The organism is Papillibacter cinnamivorans DSM 12816, from assembly GCF_900176335.1.
GTDB lineage: Bacteria > Bacillota > Clostridia > Oscillospirales > Oscillospiraceae > Papillibacter > Papillibacter cinnamivorans.
This window is the reverse complement of record NZ_FWXW01000005.1, coordinates 1-15,930: the sequence shown is the minus strand read 5'-3', so window position 1 is coordinate 15,930 and position 15,930 is coordinate 1. Positions and strand designations below refer to the sequence as shown.

At 55.8% G+C, this 15,930-nt stretch carries 12 protein-coding genes, 2 tRNA genes and 1 rRNA gene; 9 read left to right on the top strand and 6 right to left on the bottom strand.

From position 1 onward, the window contains the following. Positions 1 to 121 precede the first annotated feature (121 nt). Positions 122 to 1,534, bottom strand: coding sequence for a sigma-54 interaction domain-containing protein (locus B9A13_RS08565; protein ID WP_143806923.1), 1,413 nt, complete (start codon positions 1,532 to 1,534; stop codon positions 122 to 124). Positions 1,535 to 1,750: 216 nt separating this feature from the next. Here B9A13_RS08565 and B9A13_RS08560 point away from each other — a divergent pair, with 216 nt between their 5' ends. Further along, complete coding sequence (locus B9A13_RS08560) at positions 1,751 to 3,406, top strand: FAD-dependent oxidoreductase (RefSeq protein ID WP_084234736.1); 1,656 nt, start codon at positions 1,751 to 1,753, stop codon at positions 3,404 to 3,406. 133 nt (positions 3,407 to 3,539) lie between these two features. After that, a complete protein-coding gene (locus B9A13_RS08555) occupies positions 3,540 to 4,802 on the top strand; it encodes an SH3 domain-containing protein (RefSeq protein WP_159448078.1) in 1,263 nt (420 codons plus the stop codon). A gap of 271 nt (positions 4,803 to 5,073) precedes the next feature. On the opposite strand, the gene B9A13_RS08550 is transcribed toward B9A13_RS08555, so the two are convergent. Beyond that, on the bottom strand, positions 5,074 to 5,832 hold the full coding sequence (locus B9A13_RS08550) for a hypothetical protein (RefSeq protein ID WP_084234734.1): 759 nt from the start codon (positions 5,830 to 5,832) through the stop codon (positions 5,074 to 5,076). Between the two features lie 223 nt (positions 5,833 to 6,055). Here B9A13_RS08550 and B9A13_RS08545 point away from each other — a divergent pair, with 223 nt between their 5' ends. The 3 genes from B9A13_RS08545 to B9A13_RS08535 all read left to right on the top strand — a co-directional run bounded on the left by B9A13_RS08545 (position 6,056) and on the right by B9A13_RS08535 (position 9,413). Then, complete coding sequence (locus B9A13_RS08545) at positions 6,056 to 7,327, top strand: 2-hydroxyacyl-CoA dehydratase subunit D (RefSeq protein WP_084234733.1); 1,272 nt, start codon at positions 6,056 to 6,058, stop codon at positions 7,325 to 7,327. Further along, complete coding sequence (locus tag B9A13_RS08540; protein WP_084234732.1) at positions 7,324 to 8,967, top strand: acyl-CoA dehydratase activase; 1,644 nt, start codon at positions 7,324 to 7,326, stop codon at positions 8,965 to 8,967. Before B9A13_RS08545 ends, B9A13_RS08540 begins: the two co-directional genes overlap by 4 nt. 212 nt (positions 8,968 to 9,179) lie before the next feature. Further along, positions 9,180 to 9,413: a hypothetical protein gene (locus B9A13_RS08535; protein WP_084234731.1), complete on the top strand. Its 234-nt coding sequence runs from the start codon at positions 9,180 to 9,182 to the stop codon at positions 9,411 to 9,413. A 14-nt stretch (positions 9,414 to 9,427) separates the two neighbouring features. Here B9A13_RS08535 and B9A13_RS14110 read toward each other — a convergent pair whose 3' ends face one another. From B9A13_RS14110 to B9A13_RS08525, 3 genes are read right to left on the bottom strand one after another with little or no spacing between them, the layout of a single operon-like run. Beyond that, positions 9,428 to 9,580, bottom strand: coding sequence for a hypothetical protein (locus tag B9A13_RS14110; protein ID WP_159448077.1), 153 nt, complete (start codon positions 9,578 to 9,580; stop codon positions 9,428 to 9,430). A gap of 45 nt (positions 9,581 to 9,625) precedes the next feature. Next, positions 9,626 to 10,036 (bottom strand): hypothetical protein, encoded by a 411-nt coding sequence (locus tag B9A13_RS08530; protein ID WP_084234730.1) that lies wholly within the window; start codon positions 10,034 to 10,036, stop codon positions 9,626 to 9,628. A gap of 32 nt (positions 10,037 to 10,068) precedes the next feature. Then, positions 10,069 to 11,169: an iron-containing alcohol dehydrogenase family protein gene (locus B9A13_RS08525; protein ID WP_084234729.1), complete on the bottom strand. Its 1,101-nt coding sequence runs from the start codon at positions 11,167 to 11,169 to the stop codon at positions 10,069 to 10,071. A 172-nt stretch (positions 11,170 to 11,341) separates the two neighbouring features. Between B9A13_RS08525 and B9A13_RS08520 the strand changes: the two genes are divergently transcribed. Next, a complete protein-coding gene (locus B9A13_RS08520) occupies positions 11,342 to 12,076 on the top strand; it encodes a M15 family metallopeptidase (protein WP_084234728.1) in 735 nt (244 codons plus the stop codon). On the opposite strand, the gene metA is transcribed toward B9A13_RS08520, so the two are convergent. Continuing rightward, positions 12,034 to 12,996 (bottom strand): homoserine O-acetyltransferase MetA, encoded by a 963-nt coding sequence (gene metA / locus B9A13_RS08515; RefSeq protein WP_084234727.1) that lies wholly within the window; start codon positions 12,994 to 12,996, stop codon positions 12,034 to 12,036. The genes B9A13_RS08520 and metA overlap by 43 nt on opposite strands. Before the next feature lie 898 nt (positions 12,997 to 13,894). Between metA and B9A13_RS08510 the strand changes: the two genes are divergently transcribed. The 3 genes from B9A13_RS08510 to B9A13_RS08500 all read left to right on the top strand — a co-directional run bounded on the left by B9A13_RS08510 (position 13,895) and on the right by B9A13_RS08500 (position 15,862). Beyond that, positions 13,895 to 15,415, top strand: a 16S ribosomal RNA gene (locus B9A13_RS08510). A 161-nt stretch (positions 15,416 to 15,576) separates the two neighbouring features. Then, positions 15,577 to 15,652 (top strand) — tRNA-Ala (locus B9A13_RS08505). Positions 15,653 to 15,785: 133 nt separating this feature from the next. Continuing rightward, a tRNA-Ile gene (locus B9A13_RS08500) sits at positions 15,786 to 15,862 on the top strand. The last annotated feature ends 68 nt before the right edge of the window (positions 15,863 to 15,930 follow it).

Below are 15,930 nucleotides of genomic sequence, written 5' to 3'. Positions count from 1 at the left end.
ATTTAGACTTTTTGCTGGGGAAATAAGCGATGCGGAAATGCATTAAATTGGCCGATGAAGCAATGCAAAACCGCGGAACTAATGCATAATAGCATCGGTTCCGCGGTTTTTAACCAACTACTTACAGGTGATATTTCTGCTTTTTTCGGGCTACGGTGGACTGATCGATCTTCAGCAGTTTGGCTGCCTTGTATGTGGATCCGCAGCGGCGCAGAGCATCGGCCAACACCTTTTTTTCACAGGATTCGATATATTCGTTCAGAGAAAACTCCGCTGAATCATCCTCGTAGAGACTGTCCCACTTGCCGTATGAGCAAATGTCCGTATGGATAGCGCTCGACATGGTGCCGTTAAGTATATTTTCCGGAATCTGCCGGACTTCGATTGTGTCAATCGAAGTGGTAAGCAGCAGGCGTTCGATGACGTTTTTCAGTTCCCGCACGTTGCCGGGCCAGCAATACTGTTCCAGCTGGTCGAAGGCGTTTCTGGACAATACCTTTGTCCGGCCGTATTTCTGGCAGAACTGATCCAGAAATAGATTCGTCAGCGGAACGATGTCCTCCCGCCTGTCCCGCAGAGGCGGGAGAATCAGCGGAATCACCGACAGCCGGTAGTAGAGATCGGCCCGAAACGTACTGGACGATACGCACTCAAACAAATCGATATTGGTGGCCGCCAGCAGGCGAAAATCGACAAAGCGCTCCTGCAAGGCACCCAGCCGTCTGATTTTATGACATTCCAGGACCCGCAGCAGCTTGCTTTGAAGAGCCAACGGCATGGAATTGATTTCATCCAGAAAAAGCGTCCCGCCGTTTGCCTGCTCGATTAAGCCTTCCTTACCGGTGGCGAGGGAGCCGGTAAAGGCGCCGCTTTCATATCCGAAAAGCTCCGCTTCCAGCAGGCTCTCCGGCAGTGCGGAACAGTTGATGGCCACCAGGGGTTTCCGGCTTCGCGGCCCGTTTTTATGGATATAGTTTACCAGTACTTCCTTGCCGGTACCGGTCTCTCCTGTAATGAGAACGGCGGTATCTACCGCTGCCATCTGGCGAGCCAAAGCCATAACCTGCAGCATGGCGGGGCTCTCCGCGATCAGAACGGCGGAGTTTTCCAGCTGCGCTCCGAACTCCGGCACAGGGATACAGCACAGATCCTCGTTGAGAAAAGCCTCCTGATACCGCTTTTTCAGCAGGTCCATGCGGATCATTTCCACCAGCACATACTCAATTTCACCCATACTGTCGAATAAAGGAGTGGCGGTGGCCAGTTGACGATAATGGTACCCGCTGTTTGTCACCACGTTGTTGAGTATGCAAAGCCGCCGCTTTTGCTTAAAGACTTCAGTGGAAACGCTGCGTAAGACAAAGCCTTCCGGTTCCAGACGAAAAGCGTTGAATTTCAGCACCTCGTCCCTATCGGCATGTATCATTCTGAGAAACGCGCTGTTGCAGTAGATATAGTCGCCGTCACGATTCAGGATATAGATGCCCTCATTGATGTTATCCAGCATGTGAGACCAAAAGTTCTGGCACTCCACTTGACTTCCTCCTGACAGCAGAATTATCAATCCAATTATAGCTCCCCGGGAAACGGAATGCAACCTTGCTTCCGGTTCATCTATGATACATGGCCGCTGCTCCGTAGACCCCGCTGTTGCCTGCCATATCGAGTTATGTTACAATAATATAAAAAATAGCCCGGACGCAGACAGGCTCCGTACCGGGACGGAAACGATACTGTCAGGAGGTGCATTATGAAAATTGTTATAATCGGAGGCAATGCGGCAGGCGCCGCGGCGGCGCCCAGACTCCGGAGGCTGCAGCCGGAAGCGGAAATTGTGGTGTTGGAACGGGGAGAGTATGTTACCACCGCAAGCTGCGGCCTGCCGTATTATATCGGGGGCATCGTTCCCCTGGAAAAACTCTATGTCCACACCCCGGAGAGCTTCCGAAAGGTCTACGGCGTGGACCTGCGCATCCGGACCGAGGTAAAAAGGATCCTGCCGAAGGAAAAGAAGGTGCTGGCAAAAGACCTGGTTTCGGGCAGGGAATACGAGGAAAGCTATGACAAACTGCTTCTTACCACCGGGGCCGAGCCGGTGAAGCCTCCCATTCCGGGGGCGGAGCTCCCAGGTGTTTTTACTCTCCGGGGTATCTCCGACGCGGTGAAGATCAGGAGTTTTATTGAGAGTAAGGCCCCCCGCCGCTGCGTTATAGTGGGCGGGGGAAGCATCGGCGTGGAAATGGCCCATAATCTTCACGGGCTTGGCATGAAAGTTACCATTGTGGAGTTTGCCGATCACGCCGTGGGCCCCCTGGATCTGGAAATGGCGGCTTTCGTACAGCGTCATATCCGGGAAAAAGGCGTGGAACTGCTGCTGAAAACCGCCCTGAAGGGGATCGAGCCTGCCGGAAACGGGAGCCTGGTCGCCCTTACCGACCGCAATAAGATTGAAACCGATATGATCTTGCTGTCCGTTGGCGTCCGGCCGGAGTCCGCTCTTGCAATGGAGACCGGGATCGCCCTGGGCGTACGGGGGACGATAGCCATCAACGAATTTATGCAGACCTCCGAGCCGGATATCTATGCCGCGGGAGACGCGGTGGAGACCACGGATCTGGTGAGCGGGGGAAGGATTTTTGTTCCCCTCTCGGGCCCCGCCAACCGGCAGGGGAAGCTGGCCGCAGAAAACATCTGCTGCGCCGAGCGGCCTTACCGGGGCACGGCGGGAGCCGCCGTGCTCCTGGCCTTCGACCTGACGGCGGCCTGGGTGGGAATGAACGAGCGGACGGCCGCCGCCCGGATGATCCCCCACGAGGCAAGCTATACCTCCGCCCGGTCCCACGCGGGATACTATCCGGGCGCCGAAGGCATGACCGTCAAACTGGTGTTTGAAACCGGCTCCGGAAGGCTCCTGGGCGCCCAGGCAGTGGGGCGGGACAATACGGACAAGGTGATGGACGTGCTGGCGACTGCCCTCCAGGCGAAGATGACGGTGGAGGATTTAGGCGAGCTGGAGCTTTGCTACGCGCCTCCCTTCGCTTCCATGCCGACCCCGGTCGCCATGGCGGGAAACGTGGCGCTGAACGTACTCACGGGAGAGATGCCGGTGTTCCATTGGCACGAGGCGGAAGCTCTGGGCCGGGACCCGGACACACTGCTGGTGGACGTGGGGAGTCCCAAAGAATACGCGGCGGGGCATATTCCCGGCGCGGTGAACATCCCGGTTTCCGCTCTGGAGGAGAACCTGCCCCGCATCGAAAAGGCGAAACGCGTCAGGGTATATTCCCATTCGGCGGCAGGAGGGCACGAGGCCTGCATCTATCTCACCGGCAGAGGTCTCGACTGCAGAAGCCTCGCCGGCGGGTACGCTCTGTATGAGGTGGCGGCCTCGGAAACTGCGCATTGACTTCAATTGCCATATATAATTTGACAAGCCGGCGGAGAAAAATTCTCCGCCGGCTTGTATTTGGAAGAAAATGGGTTATAGTAATAGTGAGAGGCCTTATGGAAACAAACCTGAAAATACGGGGAGCTGTGAGATGAAAAAAGCAATATGGGTTTTGATCGCCGCGCTGCTCTTTACGGCGGTGCCTTCCTGCTCGGAGAGCGCTGGGACGACGGTCACCGCGGGAACGGCGCAGCCGGAGACGAGCCGGCCGGTTTCACCGTCTGCTCCCGCCGCGGCAGTGACGGAAATCCAGGATACCGCGGCGCAGGTGGGGCAGAATATCAAGATTGACGCCGACGGGCTGAATGTACGGCGGGACGCGGATGCCGGAAGCGAAGCCCTTGGGATGGCGCCCCGGGGAGGCGTTTACAGCGTCCTGGATGAAAAAACCGACGAAGAAGGCAGGCTGTGGTATCGGATTCAGACGGACGGCGGTCCCCGGGGCTGGGTTGCCGCGTGGTTATGCCGTCAGACGGAGGAAAAGACGAATCTGGAGCTTGTAGACAGCCTGCTGGATCTGTACGGGGATGAAATCCAGACCGAGATGGAAGGAAGCTTTCTGGAAGTCTGTGTTTCCGTCGGCGGATTTGAGCTTGACGGGCAGTCTGAACTGCCGGACAAGCTGTTTTACGATGTTGAGGACAATAGGGATAAAAAGGAGTTGTTGTCTGCCGGGACCGAATGGAGCTGCGTCAGCGAGAACGGCAAGCGCCTGTTCCACGTGCGCTGCAGCATCTGGTTCGGCATGCTGGAGTACTTCTGGGCACAGTTTCCGGAATATGTGAGCACTTATGGGAGCCAAAGGCTGAACGATCTCGCCAGAATCGATATATCGGCGCAGGCGCAGGACGGAGAACTGAAAGTCACAAATGTCTCCTGCCAAATGAAATACGACAACCCGGAACTCCTGAAAATCGAACCGGTATCCCTGGTGGAAGAGGGCTTGAAAAACGGGCCTTCCATCGGAATGACACTGCAGGAGGCATACCAGTGCCTGGGAGGAAGCTTCGAGGATTTGGAAGAAAGAAAAAGCGGCACAGTGGAGCTTGGCGGAGTAAGCTTGGCTAATGTGGAACTGTATGCGCTGCCAGGCGACGAAGTGGTATGGATTTCCGTTGAGTCCGGCGAGTATGCCACGACTCGGGGCATGAAAATCGGAGACACCGCCGAGACGGTGGAAAGACTTTACGGCAAACCGGACACAGGTTTTTCAGGGGACGGCCGCGTCATCTACCAGGTGGTGCGTACCTCACAGGACGGAGAGCCGGAATTTTGCGACAACGACACCATGGAGGTCTGCTACAAGAACGGCCGTGTGAGCGCCTTCAGCTTCATCAGAATCTATCTGGACTGAGTATCCATATTTAAAAAGCGCCGTCCTTTTCGCCACCGGCGAAAAGCTTTTGGGGATTTCGTGTTGCGTTCCGTGATTGAAATCCCCAAAAGATGAAATCTCAATGCCTTGCGGGAATTCACTTTCCGTAAGGCATACATTGAGCGCCTTCGCAAAGGCGCGGTTCTTCTCCCGTTACCGTCGGAAAACAAAGTTTTTCGACGGATTTTAAAGCCGAGGCCCCCTGCAGCGGGCCTCGGCTTTTGATTTTAAACAGAAGATCTGTACCGTGTCACTGCCGGCAGGGATGCTCCCCGGGCTCCGGCTCGTGTAAGAAAATATTCCGCCTGACTGCAAGAGAGTAAAGATAGGGATAAGCGCCCCGCAGGTGGCGCATATTGGAGATCCAGGCCTGGACAATGAGGCCGTAGGCGCGCTTCATGTCCGAAGACAGGTGGGACAGATTCTCCTCCGAAAGGTGTTCCAGGTCATCGTGCTGCCGCAGTTCGCTCAGCAGATGGTGGATGGCCAGCGCCGTATCGGTGAATTCGGTATGTTCCAGCGTGTTGGGATTTTCAAATACGGTGAGAAGGAACCGCTTTTTCTGCAGAAGAGTCCGCTGAAGGGCGGCGAGGTTTTCCTTCCCGGCGTCCAGCCGGATGTCCGCCTTTAAAAACGATTCTTCGGCCCGGCAGAACGCGTCGTCGTCCCAGTCCGTGTCCAGGGCGAAGATGCGGTGCAGGGTTTCCGGTTCTGTGACAAACCGGTTGAGACAGAGGATCAGGTCGTTGCCGGCCTCGGTGAAATATTCGCTCATGAGGATGTGAAGCTTGCTCCTCCGCTCCGTTTTTTCCCGGCTGCTGATGAACCGGTCGATGAGAAAGCTCACCAGGATGACCTCGATGGGAAGGAAAATAAAGTCTTGGAAAAACAGGAACAAGGAGTGCTCCACGTCGTGAAACAGAAGCGTCTGGATAATAAAGAAAATCACGGAGGAGCAAAGCAGTAAAATGATAAAGGGTACGAGGGAACGGGACGATTTCTTTTTCATGGCAAGGTCTCCAGTCTTGATAAAAGGATTCATTACTGTTATTATATAGGACTCGATCACGAAATACAACCATATCCTTGGGAAATAAGAAAGCCCCCAAATAGACAGGGTCGGGTTTTTGTCGGTTTTCATCCACCCCATTCCGTAGTATAATACTGTCACTTGGAAAATCCGAAGTGCGGGAATTTCCCGCTGCAGGATTTCCTGTGGAGAGGGACTGAGCATGAACGCAGTGATTGAAACCTTCGGCAAGACGGTGGGGAATTTTGTCATCCGTTCCCCGGGAAGAGCTCTCACCCTGCTGAAAGCGGGCTATGAGGCAAGCGGCCTTCAGATGCGCTATCTTCCCGACAAGCGCCTGCTGCCTCATCAGAAATACATAGCCGTTATGAATAACCGGGCCATCCGGCTTCCCCTGAAAAACCCGGAGCGCTCCGCAGTCGTGAACGTTTTTTTGCCCTGCCAGTTGCTCCACGCCATGAATGTAACTCCCCAGTTTACCGAGGGCCTGGCGTGTTATTTAAACGGCGCGGGCAGCGAACAGGTGTTTATCGCCTGCGCGGAAAGCGCGGGTGTGCCCCAGACCTACTGTTCTTATCATAAGGTGCTCCTGGGAGCCGCATTTTCCGGCGTCATGCCGCCTCCCCGCTTCGTAGCCAGCACTTCTTTGGCCTGCGATGCCAATATGGGTACCTTCCGGGCCATCGCGGAGCATTATAAGGTCCCCTATTTTCTCATAGACGTCCCCTCCGTGTATTCGGAGGAGGCCGTGAACTATGTGGCGGGGCAGCTGCGCGATTTTGCTTCCATGCTGGAGGACAGCATGGGGGAAAAGCTGAAGGAGGACAGGCTGCGCGCTTCGATCCGGAGCACCAACCGTTCCATTCAGATGTACCGGGAATATTTTAAGCTTCTGACCGACAAGTACATGCCGGGGGATCTCACCTCCGAAATGTATAAGGTTTTTCCCACCCACATTCTTCTGGGAACTCCCGAAGCCGAGCGGTATTTCCGCCTCCTGCTGGAGGATGTGAAGGCCGCGGCGCCCTCCCGGGGAGAGAAGAGAATCCTCTGGGCCCATACGATCCCCTTTTGGCAGGATTCCCTTCGGGAACTTCTGAATTTTAACGAGAGGCGGCAGCTTCTGGCCTGCGATCTGAATTTTGATTCCATGGAGGAGATGGACGAAACAAAGCCCTATGAGTCCATGGCCCGCAGGCTCCTCATGAACATAGTGAACGGCGCGGAGGAAAACCGTGCCGGTAAGCTGCTGGAAATGGCCGAGACCCTCCGGGCCGACGGCGTGGTGTACTTCAACCACTGGGGCTGCAAGCACACTTTGGGAGGCGCCCGGCTGATCCGGGAGAAACTGGAGGAGAAGGGGATTCCGGTCCTCATTCTGGACGGGGACGGGTGCGACAGGAAAAATGTCAACGACGGCCAGATGAGCACCCGTCTGCAGGCATTTCTGGAGATACTGGAGGCGGGAGCATGATTCATTACGTATGCAAATACGCGCCGGCGGAGCTTTTCGCGGGCTTTGGCCAGGAAGCGGCCCTCTATAACCCCATGCCGGACTCTTTGGACCTGGCCGACGAGCTGACCCACAGGAATGTGTGCAGCTTTTCCCGGGCCCTCATCGAGGGACGCGCAGAGGAGGGCGGGGACCTTCTGGCCCTCACCGACTGCTGCGATTCCATCCGTCGGGCCTGGGACGTACTGCGCAATCTGGGACAGGAGACGGAGATGCTTTCTTTGCCCCGCAGGCAGGACGAATGCGGCCGTTCCATGTATAAGGTCGAGCTGATGCGCCTTCTGGGAAAATGGGAGGAAAAGACGGGGAAAGCCTTTGACTGCGCCGCCTTTCGGAACGCTTTCCGGAGAACCGAGCAGCCCGGCGGCCCTTATATCGCCGTTATGGGCGCCCGGATGGGGGAGCAATTGCTGGAGGAAATCCAAAAGGAGTCTCCTATCCCGGTGCACAACAACACCTGCACAGGCCTTCGAAAGCTGGGACTTCCCCCGGAGGGAACGGCGGAGGATCTCATGGGCTGGTATGCCGGGGAGCTTTTAAATCAGCCTGCCTGCATGCGCATGGCCGACATCACCTCCCGCAGGGCCCTCACCGAGGACCCCAACCTTCGGGGCGTTATCTACAACACGGTAAAATTCTGCGACTTTTACGGGTTTGAGTACGCCGCTTTGCGGGACGCGCTGCCGGTGCCCCTGCTGAAGATCGAGACCGACTACACTCCCCAGAGCGCCCAGCAGCTGAAAACCCGGCTTCAGGCATTTTTCGAGGGGATGGAGGCGCCCGCGCCGGCGCGCCCGGTTCAGGTGCACCGCGGGGGAAAGACCTATTTTGCCGGTATCGACAGCGGTTCCACTTCTACAAACGCCGTCATACTGGACGGAAATCAGGATATCGTTTCCTTCTGTACGGTGTCCACCGGCGTGGAAATAGCCGAGAGCGCGAAGCGAGCTCTCCAGGGGGCGCTTAAGAAGGCGGGACTGGACCGGGATCGGCTTTCCAGCACGGTTACCACCGGCTACGGACGGGCGGGGATCGCCTTCCGTGAGAGGGATGTCACAGAGATCACCTGCCATGCCAGAGGAGCTTACTTTTTAAACCCCGCCGTGCGCACCGTCATCGACATCGGCGGGCAGGACAGCAAGGTCATTCGCCTGGACGAGAAAGGCGCCGTGCGGGATTTTGTGATGAACGACAAATGCGCCGCGGGAACGGGAAAGTTTCTGGAGATGATGGCCCAATCTTTGGGACTGTCCATCGAGGAAATCGGCGTTCGGGGCCTCACCGCCAGGGAGGACGTCACCATATCCAGCATGTGCTCGGTCTTTGCCCAGTCCGAGGTGGTGTCTCTGATCGCCGCCGGAAAGCGGCTGGACGATATCGTCCGGGGACTTAACCGTTCGGTGGCCGCCAAGATGACGGCCCTGGCCGGGCGCAGCACCCTGGAAAAAGAGTGGATGATGACCGGCGGCGTCGCCAGAAACCCCGGTGTGGTCATGGCCCTGGAGGAGCGCCTGGGGGGAAAGGTCCTGCTCCCGGAAGAACCGGACCTTTGCGGCGCTCTGGGAGCTGCCCTCATCGCCCAAGAGGAGTGGCGGGAATAAGCGGATTAATAATTAGGTTAACATAATCATTGCAAATCTTCTCTAACGTCGTATAATGCAGGTTTTTGCAAACCCATTGAGCCCCACAATCTTAAACCTGGAGAGCCCCGATCGCGGGCATAAAAACAGACCTCCTGCCACCGGGCTGTCCGCGCGTTCGCAAATACCGATAGTCAATTACTTAATTAGAGCGCCTAAAGGAGCAACCTCAAATGGAGATCCAAGAGGCCGCGGCCTCTTGGACTGTTTTTGGTGACTTTTTGCAGAAACAAAAAGTTACCCCCAGCGGGGAGCGCGTGCTCCCGTCCAAACCTCTCGTAATAATTCCTCCCCCAATAGTTATAAAAGTCACTCCGCGAAGCACACTGTCCGCCTTAACTTTCGAATTATTCTGGAAAAAGGAGCTGTCTCGAAACGCCGGCGGCGTTTTGAGACAGCTCCTTTGAATTAATTGGAAAGATTAAAGGACTTCCCGGATCTGCCGTTTGGATTTGGAATCCAGAATCGTGCCGGTGAGCGCTTCGAGGAGAAACGCGTCGATCTCCTCCGAAGGAGAGTATTTCCGGATTTCCAGCAGCGCGTTAACGGTATCCAGCAGTATGGATTTGCGCATGGATTCCCGGATTTTTCTCCAGGGGTAAGGTGAGAAGCGCCGCTGCTATACGGTTACCCAGCTCAGGTTGTGACCGGACAAATTTTCAAGGGATTGGATGCACTGGCGGATCGTGATGGGGCGCTCGTCGCTTAAAAGGGAAAAGCAATCGTCCAGGGCTTCTTTAGCCTGTCCTCCCGTATCCCACCGGGCGTTTTCAGCCAGGAGCATGATCCCGATGCTTCGTTGATAAGAATTATCATTTTTCAGCTTTGCCCGGAAATCTTCCCAATATGGATACACGTCAGGAGAGGCGGAGGAGCGATGCTGGAGAAGAAGAAAGGAACGATATCTGATTTTATCCTCTTTTTCGTTCAGCCAACCGATGAGCTTTGCGATATCTTCGCTGGCAAGAACTGACGCAAATTCCGGCAGGCTGCCCGCGTCAATGGGCAGGATGCTATCGGCCGTTATCATAAGCTCCTCCTTGCCAATAAATGAATATGCTTTTACTTAAGGCTGCTCCGATACATCTGATAAATTTCTTCCTCCGTAAGGATAACGCGGCAGTTTTTGATGTTTCCGGCTTTGACGGCGATGGAGGCGTATTGCCGGAGCTCTTTGTCGGGGATGCTCTCCCGCTGCCCCAGAAGGGGTACCAGGAATTTATCGGCGCGGCCGGAGCAATCCCAGCCCAGCGAGGACAAAACGGAAGCGGCCAGCTCCGGATCCTTCTGCTCCACGAACCGGAAGAAAGCCGGAAGAAGCAGGCCGTTGGCTCTGCCGTGATCGATATGCCGGAAGTAGGTGAGGGAATATCCCATGGCGTGCACCGCCGTGGTGCCCGTCTGGGCGATGACCATACCCCCAAGCGTGGAGGCGTAGAGAAGAGATTCCCGGTCCTCGGCGGTGAGACTGTCCGCCAGAAGCCTGTCCCCGCAGGCGAGAATCCGCAGCATGCCTTCCCGCGCCATAAGATCCGTCAGAGGATTGGCACGGACGGAGAGCATGCCCTCAAACAGATGAGAGAATGCGTCCACCGCGGTATTGATAGTGGTGACACGGGAGAGAGACCGGGTGTAGCGGGCGTCCAGGAAGGAAACCGTGGGGAAGAGAAGCGGCGCTGCGATACTCAGCTTGGTTTTGGCCTTGTCGCTGGTGAGGATGGAATACTGGGTGACTTCAGAACCCGTCCCTGCCGTGGTTGGGATGAAGGCCATGGGCAGCACCTGTTTTCCATAGTTTCCGGAAAAGAGATTTTCTTCTGAAATATCCTGGCAGGCTAAAAGCGCAATGGCCTTGCCGGCGTCCATGGGGGAGCCTCCGCCGATGGCCGCCACAAAATCTGCCCCATAGGACTTCGCCAGAGCCGCGCCCTCATAGGCGCAGGCTATGGTGGGATTGCTCATGACCCGGTCGTAAAGGCGCCACTCCACCCCGACGGAGGAGAACGCCGCCTCAAGATCGGCAAGGGAGCCGTTTTCCTTGGCCGAGCGGGCGCCAGTGACGATAAGGGCCCGTTTGCCCAGGGCGGAAAAGACCGGAGCGTTTTTACGCACGCAGTCCGGGCCGGATACGACCCGGGTGGGCATGAGAAACTGCAGATTCATTGAAATGTCCTCCCGAAAGGTTTTATTTGGAGCCGTTTGCTGACCGGAAAATCTCCGGACAGGGAACAGGAATGGCGTACTGCCTGTAGTCGGAGAGCAAGCGGGGTGTGGCGGATGCTTGTCCTGTGTGGTACAATGCATGAGGAAGGATCCGGCCGGAGGAGGTATGGAAATGAAGCGATACCTGTGGATGATTGCCGCGTATTTTACAGCGTCTTGCCTGGCTGTGACAGGCTGCGGCGCCGCCCCGATGGTTTCTTCCTCGCCTTCTCCTGCGATTACGGCGGGGGCTTCACCGACCCAGGCCCCGTCTCCGTCTCCGACATCAGCGCCGACACCGGAGCCGACGGAGCCCTGGGACGAAGCTTTTGTCCGGGTTACGGACTATATTCCAAATATAACGGTGGAGCTGAGGTATGCCACAGATAATAATTTTACCGGCAAAGTGATCTATGATTTCACCGACGCCTGGTTACGGTACGGAACGGTAAAAAAGCTGATGGAAGCCGAAAACGAGCTGGAAAAGCATGGGTTCCGGCTGAAACTCTGGGACGCCTTCCGGCCTGTGTCGGCCCAGTTCACCCTCTGGGAGACGGTGCCCGACTCCAGATATGTCGCAAATCCCAACAAGGGGTATTCCAATCACAGCCGGGGAGATACGGTGGACGTGACGCTGACGGACGAAGAAGGAAACGAGGCGGAAATGCCCACCGGGTTTGACGATTTCACCGCCAAGGCGGACCGGGATTACTCGGATGTGACCGAGACGGCCGCGGAAAACGCGAAGCTCCTGGAAGAAACCATGACGGACTGCGGCTTCAAGCCCAGCACCACCGAGTGGTGGCACTATTCGGATACCGACGATTACGCTGTGGCGGAGGATTTCGACCCCGGCACGGGAGCCTGATTTTCCAGAAGCTGTGTGAGGTCGAAAGGCGTGGTCTGATAAACGTAATAGTTGAGCCAGTTGCTGTAGAACAGCTGCCCGTGGGAGCGCCAGTTCACCACTGGAGTTTTTGTGGGATCGTCCCCGGGGAAATAGTTTTTCGGCACCTGTATGGGAATTCCCCTGCCCACGTCCCGGAAATACTCCGCGGCCAGGGTCCCGGAGTCGTATTCGGGATGCCCCATGATGAAGATCTGCCTGTCGTCGGCTCTGGCCGCAGCAAAGACGCCCGCCTCCTCCGACACCGCCAGCACCCGCAGAGACGGAACACTCGCGATATCCTCCGCGGTAACCTCGGTATACCGGGAGTGCGGCGCGTAAAATACGTCGTCGAAGCCCCGAAAGAGGGGCACATTTTTTTCGAGAGTTTTGTGGGGATAGACCCCGAAGAGTTTTTTAGACAGGGGCTTCTTTTGAAGACCATAGTGGTAGTAGAGCCCCGCCTGGGCGCCCCAGCAGATGTGCAGGGTGGAATACACATGAGTGCGGGACCAGGCCATGATTTCACAAAGCTCCTGCCAGTAGTCCACTTCCTCGAAGTTCATGTTTTCCACGGGGGCCCCTGTGATGATAAGCCCGTCGTACCGCTTCCCCTTCACCTGGTCGAAGGTGGTATAGAAGGAACTCAGATGATCGTTGTCCGTATTTTTCGATTCGTGGCTCACGGTCTGCAAAAGCCCGATCTCGATCTGCAGCGGAGTATTGGAAAGCTCCCGGAGGAGTTGGTTCTCCGTGGTGATTTTAGTGGGCATGAGGTTGAGAATAAGGAGGCTCAGGGGCCGTATGTCCTGGGAGACGGCCCGGGTCTCCGTCATAACGAATATATTCTCGCTTTCCAGAACGGAACGGGCGGGGAGTGATTCAGGTATTTTAATAGGCATTTTTCTTCCCTCTTTTCTCGGCTGCCTTGGAGGAGAAGGCCCCCTGTCCTTCGGCTGCGCTGGATCTCATTTTCGGCAAAAACCGTACCTCCCGAAACATTTCAGGGAAAGTCCCGGCGAGTGGATGCATTTCTTTTATATATAATGATAATAATTAGAAGGCGCGGATACATACTATCTATGCCGAAAAACGGATAATATGAAATGGTAGCATACTTTTTTACCGTGCGCAACCGGATTCGCGAAAACCGCCGTCAGAACCGGGAAAACGGCGGCCCGGCATATAGACGGTCTGGAAGACGGATGATATTTTTCGACGAAGTGAAGAAAATAGGCTTGACAGGGAGGAAGAGAAATGGTATATTAACGGAGCGCCTGAAGGGGGAGACCCGGAAGGGCGGTTTTTTGACCCCAGTCAGAAGGGGAAAGCGAGCCGAAAAAAGGTGGAGAAAGGCGCCGAAAAGGAGTTGACAAAGGCTCCTGGTGGTGCTAAACTGTAAAAGTTGCCGCGGGTGGCCGGGAGCTGGGCCTGGGATCGGAAACGGTCGAAAGGGAAAGCAAAGGGTTGACAAGCGGCGGCCGGTATGGTATGATGTAACTCCGCCTGAAGAGGCAGTGCACCTTGTAAATTAAACAACGTGACAAAAAAAGCACCAGAAAAGTACTTTGAGTTGTCGAAACTGTTGATTGTAGACAGAGTAGATGACAAAAGAAAACAAGAGCTTGATTAAGCTCGATAAAATGATTTTAGTGCCCAAGGATCCAGCAGGGACCCGCCGAAAGGCGGGACGCCGCCGAGAGGCGGCGCAGGCCGACGGAATTCACTTTCGGCGGCCGCAAAAAATGTCTGCGGGGTCCCCGCGGAACCGAAAGGTTAAGCGGGGCATTAAGATACCATATTATTGAGAGTTTGATCCTGGCTCAGGACGAACGCTGGCGGCGTGCCTAACACATGCAAGTCGAACGAAAATACCAAAGCAGCAATGCGGGGGTATTTTAGTGGCGGACGGGTGAGTAACGCGTGAGCAATCTGCCTTTTGGAGGGGGATACCGACTGGAAACGGTCGTTAATACCGCATAACGTATATGGACGACATCGTCCGTATACCAAAGGAGCAATCCGCCGAAAGATGAGCTCGCGTCTGATTAGCTAGTTGGCGGGGTAAAGGCCCACCAAGGCGACGATCAGTAGCCGGACTGAGAGGTTGAACGGCCACATTGGGACTGAGATACGGCCCAGACTCCTACGGGAGGCAGCAGTGGGGAATATTGGGCAATGGGCGAAAGCCTGACCCAGCAACGCCGCGTGAAGGAAGAAGGCCTTCGGGTTGTAAACTTCTTTGACCAGGGAAGAAGAAGTGACGGTACCTGGAAAACAAGCCACGGCTAACTACGTGCCAGCAGCCGCGGTAATACGTAGGTGGCAAGCGTTGTCCGGATTTACTGGGTGTAAAGGGCGTGTAGGCGGGATTGCAAGTCAGATGTGAAATGCCGGGGCTTAACCCCGGAGCTGCATTTGAAACTGTAGTTCTTGAGTGATGGAGAGGCAGGCGGAATTCCTAGTGTAGCGGTGAAATGCGTAGATATTAGGAGGAACACCAGTGGCGAAGGCGGCCTGCTGGACATTAACTGACGCTGAGGCGCGAAAGCGTGGGGAGCAAACAGGATTAGATACCCTGGTAGTCCACGCTGTAAACGATGGATACTAGGTGTGGGAGGTCTGACCCCTTCCGTGCCGGAGTTAACACAATAAGTATCCCACCTGGGGAGTACGATCGCAAGGTTGAAACTCAAAGGAATTGACGGGGGCCCGCACAAGCAGTGGAGTATGTGGTTTAATTCGAAGCAACGCGAAGAACCTTACCAGGATTTGACATCCTACTAACGAGGTAGAGATACGTCAGGTGCCCTTCGGGGAAAGTAGAGACAGGTGGTGCATGGTTGTCGTCAGCTCGTGTCGTGAGATGTTGGGTTAAGTCCCGCAACGAGCGCAACCCTTATTGCTAGTTGCTACGCAAGAGCACTCTAGCGAGACTGCCGTTGACAAAACGGAGGAAGGCGGGGACGACGTCAAATCATCATGCCCCTTATGTCCTGGGCTACACACGTACTACAATGGCGGTTAACAGAGGGAAGCAAGACAGTGATGTGGAGCAAATCCCTAAAAACCGTCTCAGTTCGGATCGCAGGCTGCAACCCGCCTGCGTGAAGTCGGAATTGCTAGTAATCGCGGATCAGCATGCCGCGGTGAATACGTTCCCGGGCCTTGTACACACCGCCCGTCACACCATGAGAGTCGGGAATACCCGAAGTCCGTAGTCTAACCGCAAGGGGGACGCGGCCGAAGGTAGGTTCGATAATTGGGGTGAAGTCGTAACAAGGTAGCCGTATCGGAAGGTGCGGCTGGATCACCTCCTTTCTAAGGAGACTATACCGGTACACAGATATCGGTACAGGTCCTAGGTCAGTCTTTTTTGGAGCGAAAACGTCACGTTGTTTAATTTAGAGGGTGCACAACCCTGCGGAGCGAGCTTTTCCGCCCCGCGGAGAAGCGAGACGCAACGGAGTCCGCGACGACGCGGGGGTGTAGCTCAGCTGGGAGAGCACCTGCTTTGCAAGCAGGGGGTCAGCGGTTCGATTCCGCTCATCTCCACCATACGGTCCGCAGATTGCGTTTTCCCCGGCGCAAAGCCCAGCGCAGCGGGTTTGAGCCGGAGAGGAGGAGCGACGGAGCGAGCGAGCTTTACCGTCGGCGGTGAAGCGAGAGGAAGCGAAGTCCGCGACGACGAGGGCTCATAGCTCAGGTGGTTAGAGCGCGCGCCTGATAAGCGCGAGGTCGATGGTTCGAGTCCATTTGAGCCCACCATTTTTTCAAAATACGGTGGGCGGAGTAATCGGAAGCGCTTACACCGAAGGTATAAGGACGCGGTACGT

Coding starts and splice junctions, on each gene's coding strand:
- B9A13_RS14110 (WP_159448077.1), bottom strand. CDS start 9,580: ATGCGCAAATCCATACTGCTGGATACCGTTAACGCGCTGCTGGAAATC.
- B9A13_RS08540 (WP_084234732.1), top strand. CDS start 7,324: ATGATTCATTACGTATGCAAATACGCGCCGGCGGAGCTTTTCGCGGGC.
- B9A13_RS08525 (WP_084234729.1), bottom strand. CDS start 11,169: ATGAATCTGCAGTTTCTCATGCCCACCCGGGTCGTATCCGGCCCGGAC.
- B9A13_RS08545 (WP_084234733.1), top strand. CDS start 6,056: ATGAACGCAGTGATTGAAACCTTCGGCAAGACGGTGGGGAATTTTGTC.
- B9A13_RS08550 (WP_084234734.1), bottom strand. CDS start 5,832: ATGAAAAAGAAATCGTCCCGTTCCCTCGTACCCTTTATCATTTTACTG.
- B9A13_RS08560 (WP_084234736.1), top strand. CDS start 1,751: ATGAAAATTGTTATAATCGGAGGCAATGCGGCAGGCGCCGCGGCGGCG.
- B9A13_RS08535 (WP_084234731.1), top strand. CDS start 9,180: ATGGAGATCCAAGAGGCCGCGGCCTCTTGGACTGTTTTTGGTGACTTT.
- B9A13_RS08530 (WP_084234730.1), bottom strand. CDS start 10,036: ATGATAACGGCCGATAGCATCCTGCCCATTGACGCGGGCAGCCTGCCG.
- B9A13_RS08520 (WP_084234728.1), top strand. CDS start 11,342: ATGAAGCGATACCTGTGGATGATTGCCGCGTATTTTACAGCGTCTTGC.
- metA (WP_084234727.1), bottom strand. CDS start 12,996: ATGCCTATTAAAATACCTGAATCACTCCCCGCCCGTTCCGTTCTGGAA.
- B9A13_RS08555 (WP_159448078.1), top strand. CDS start 3,540: ATGAAAAAAGCAATATGGGTTTTGATCGCCGCGCTGCTCTTTACGGCG.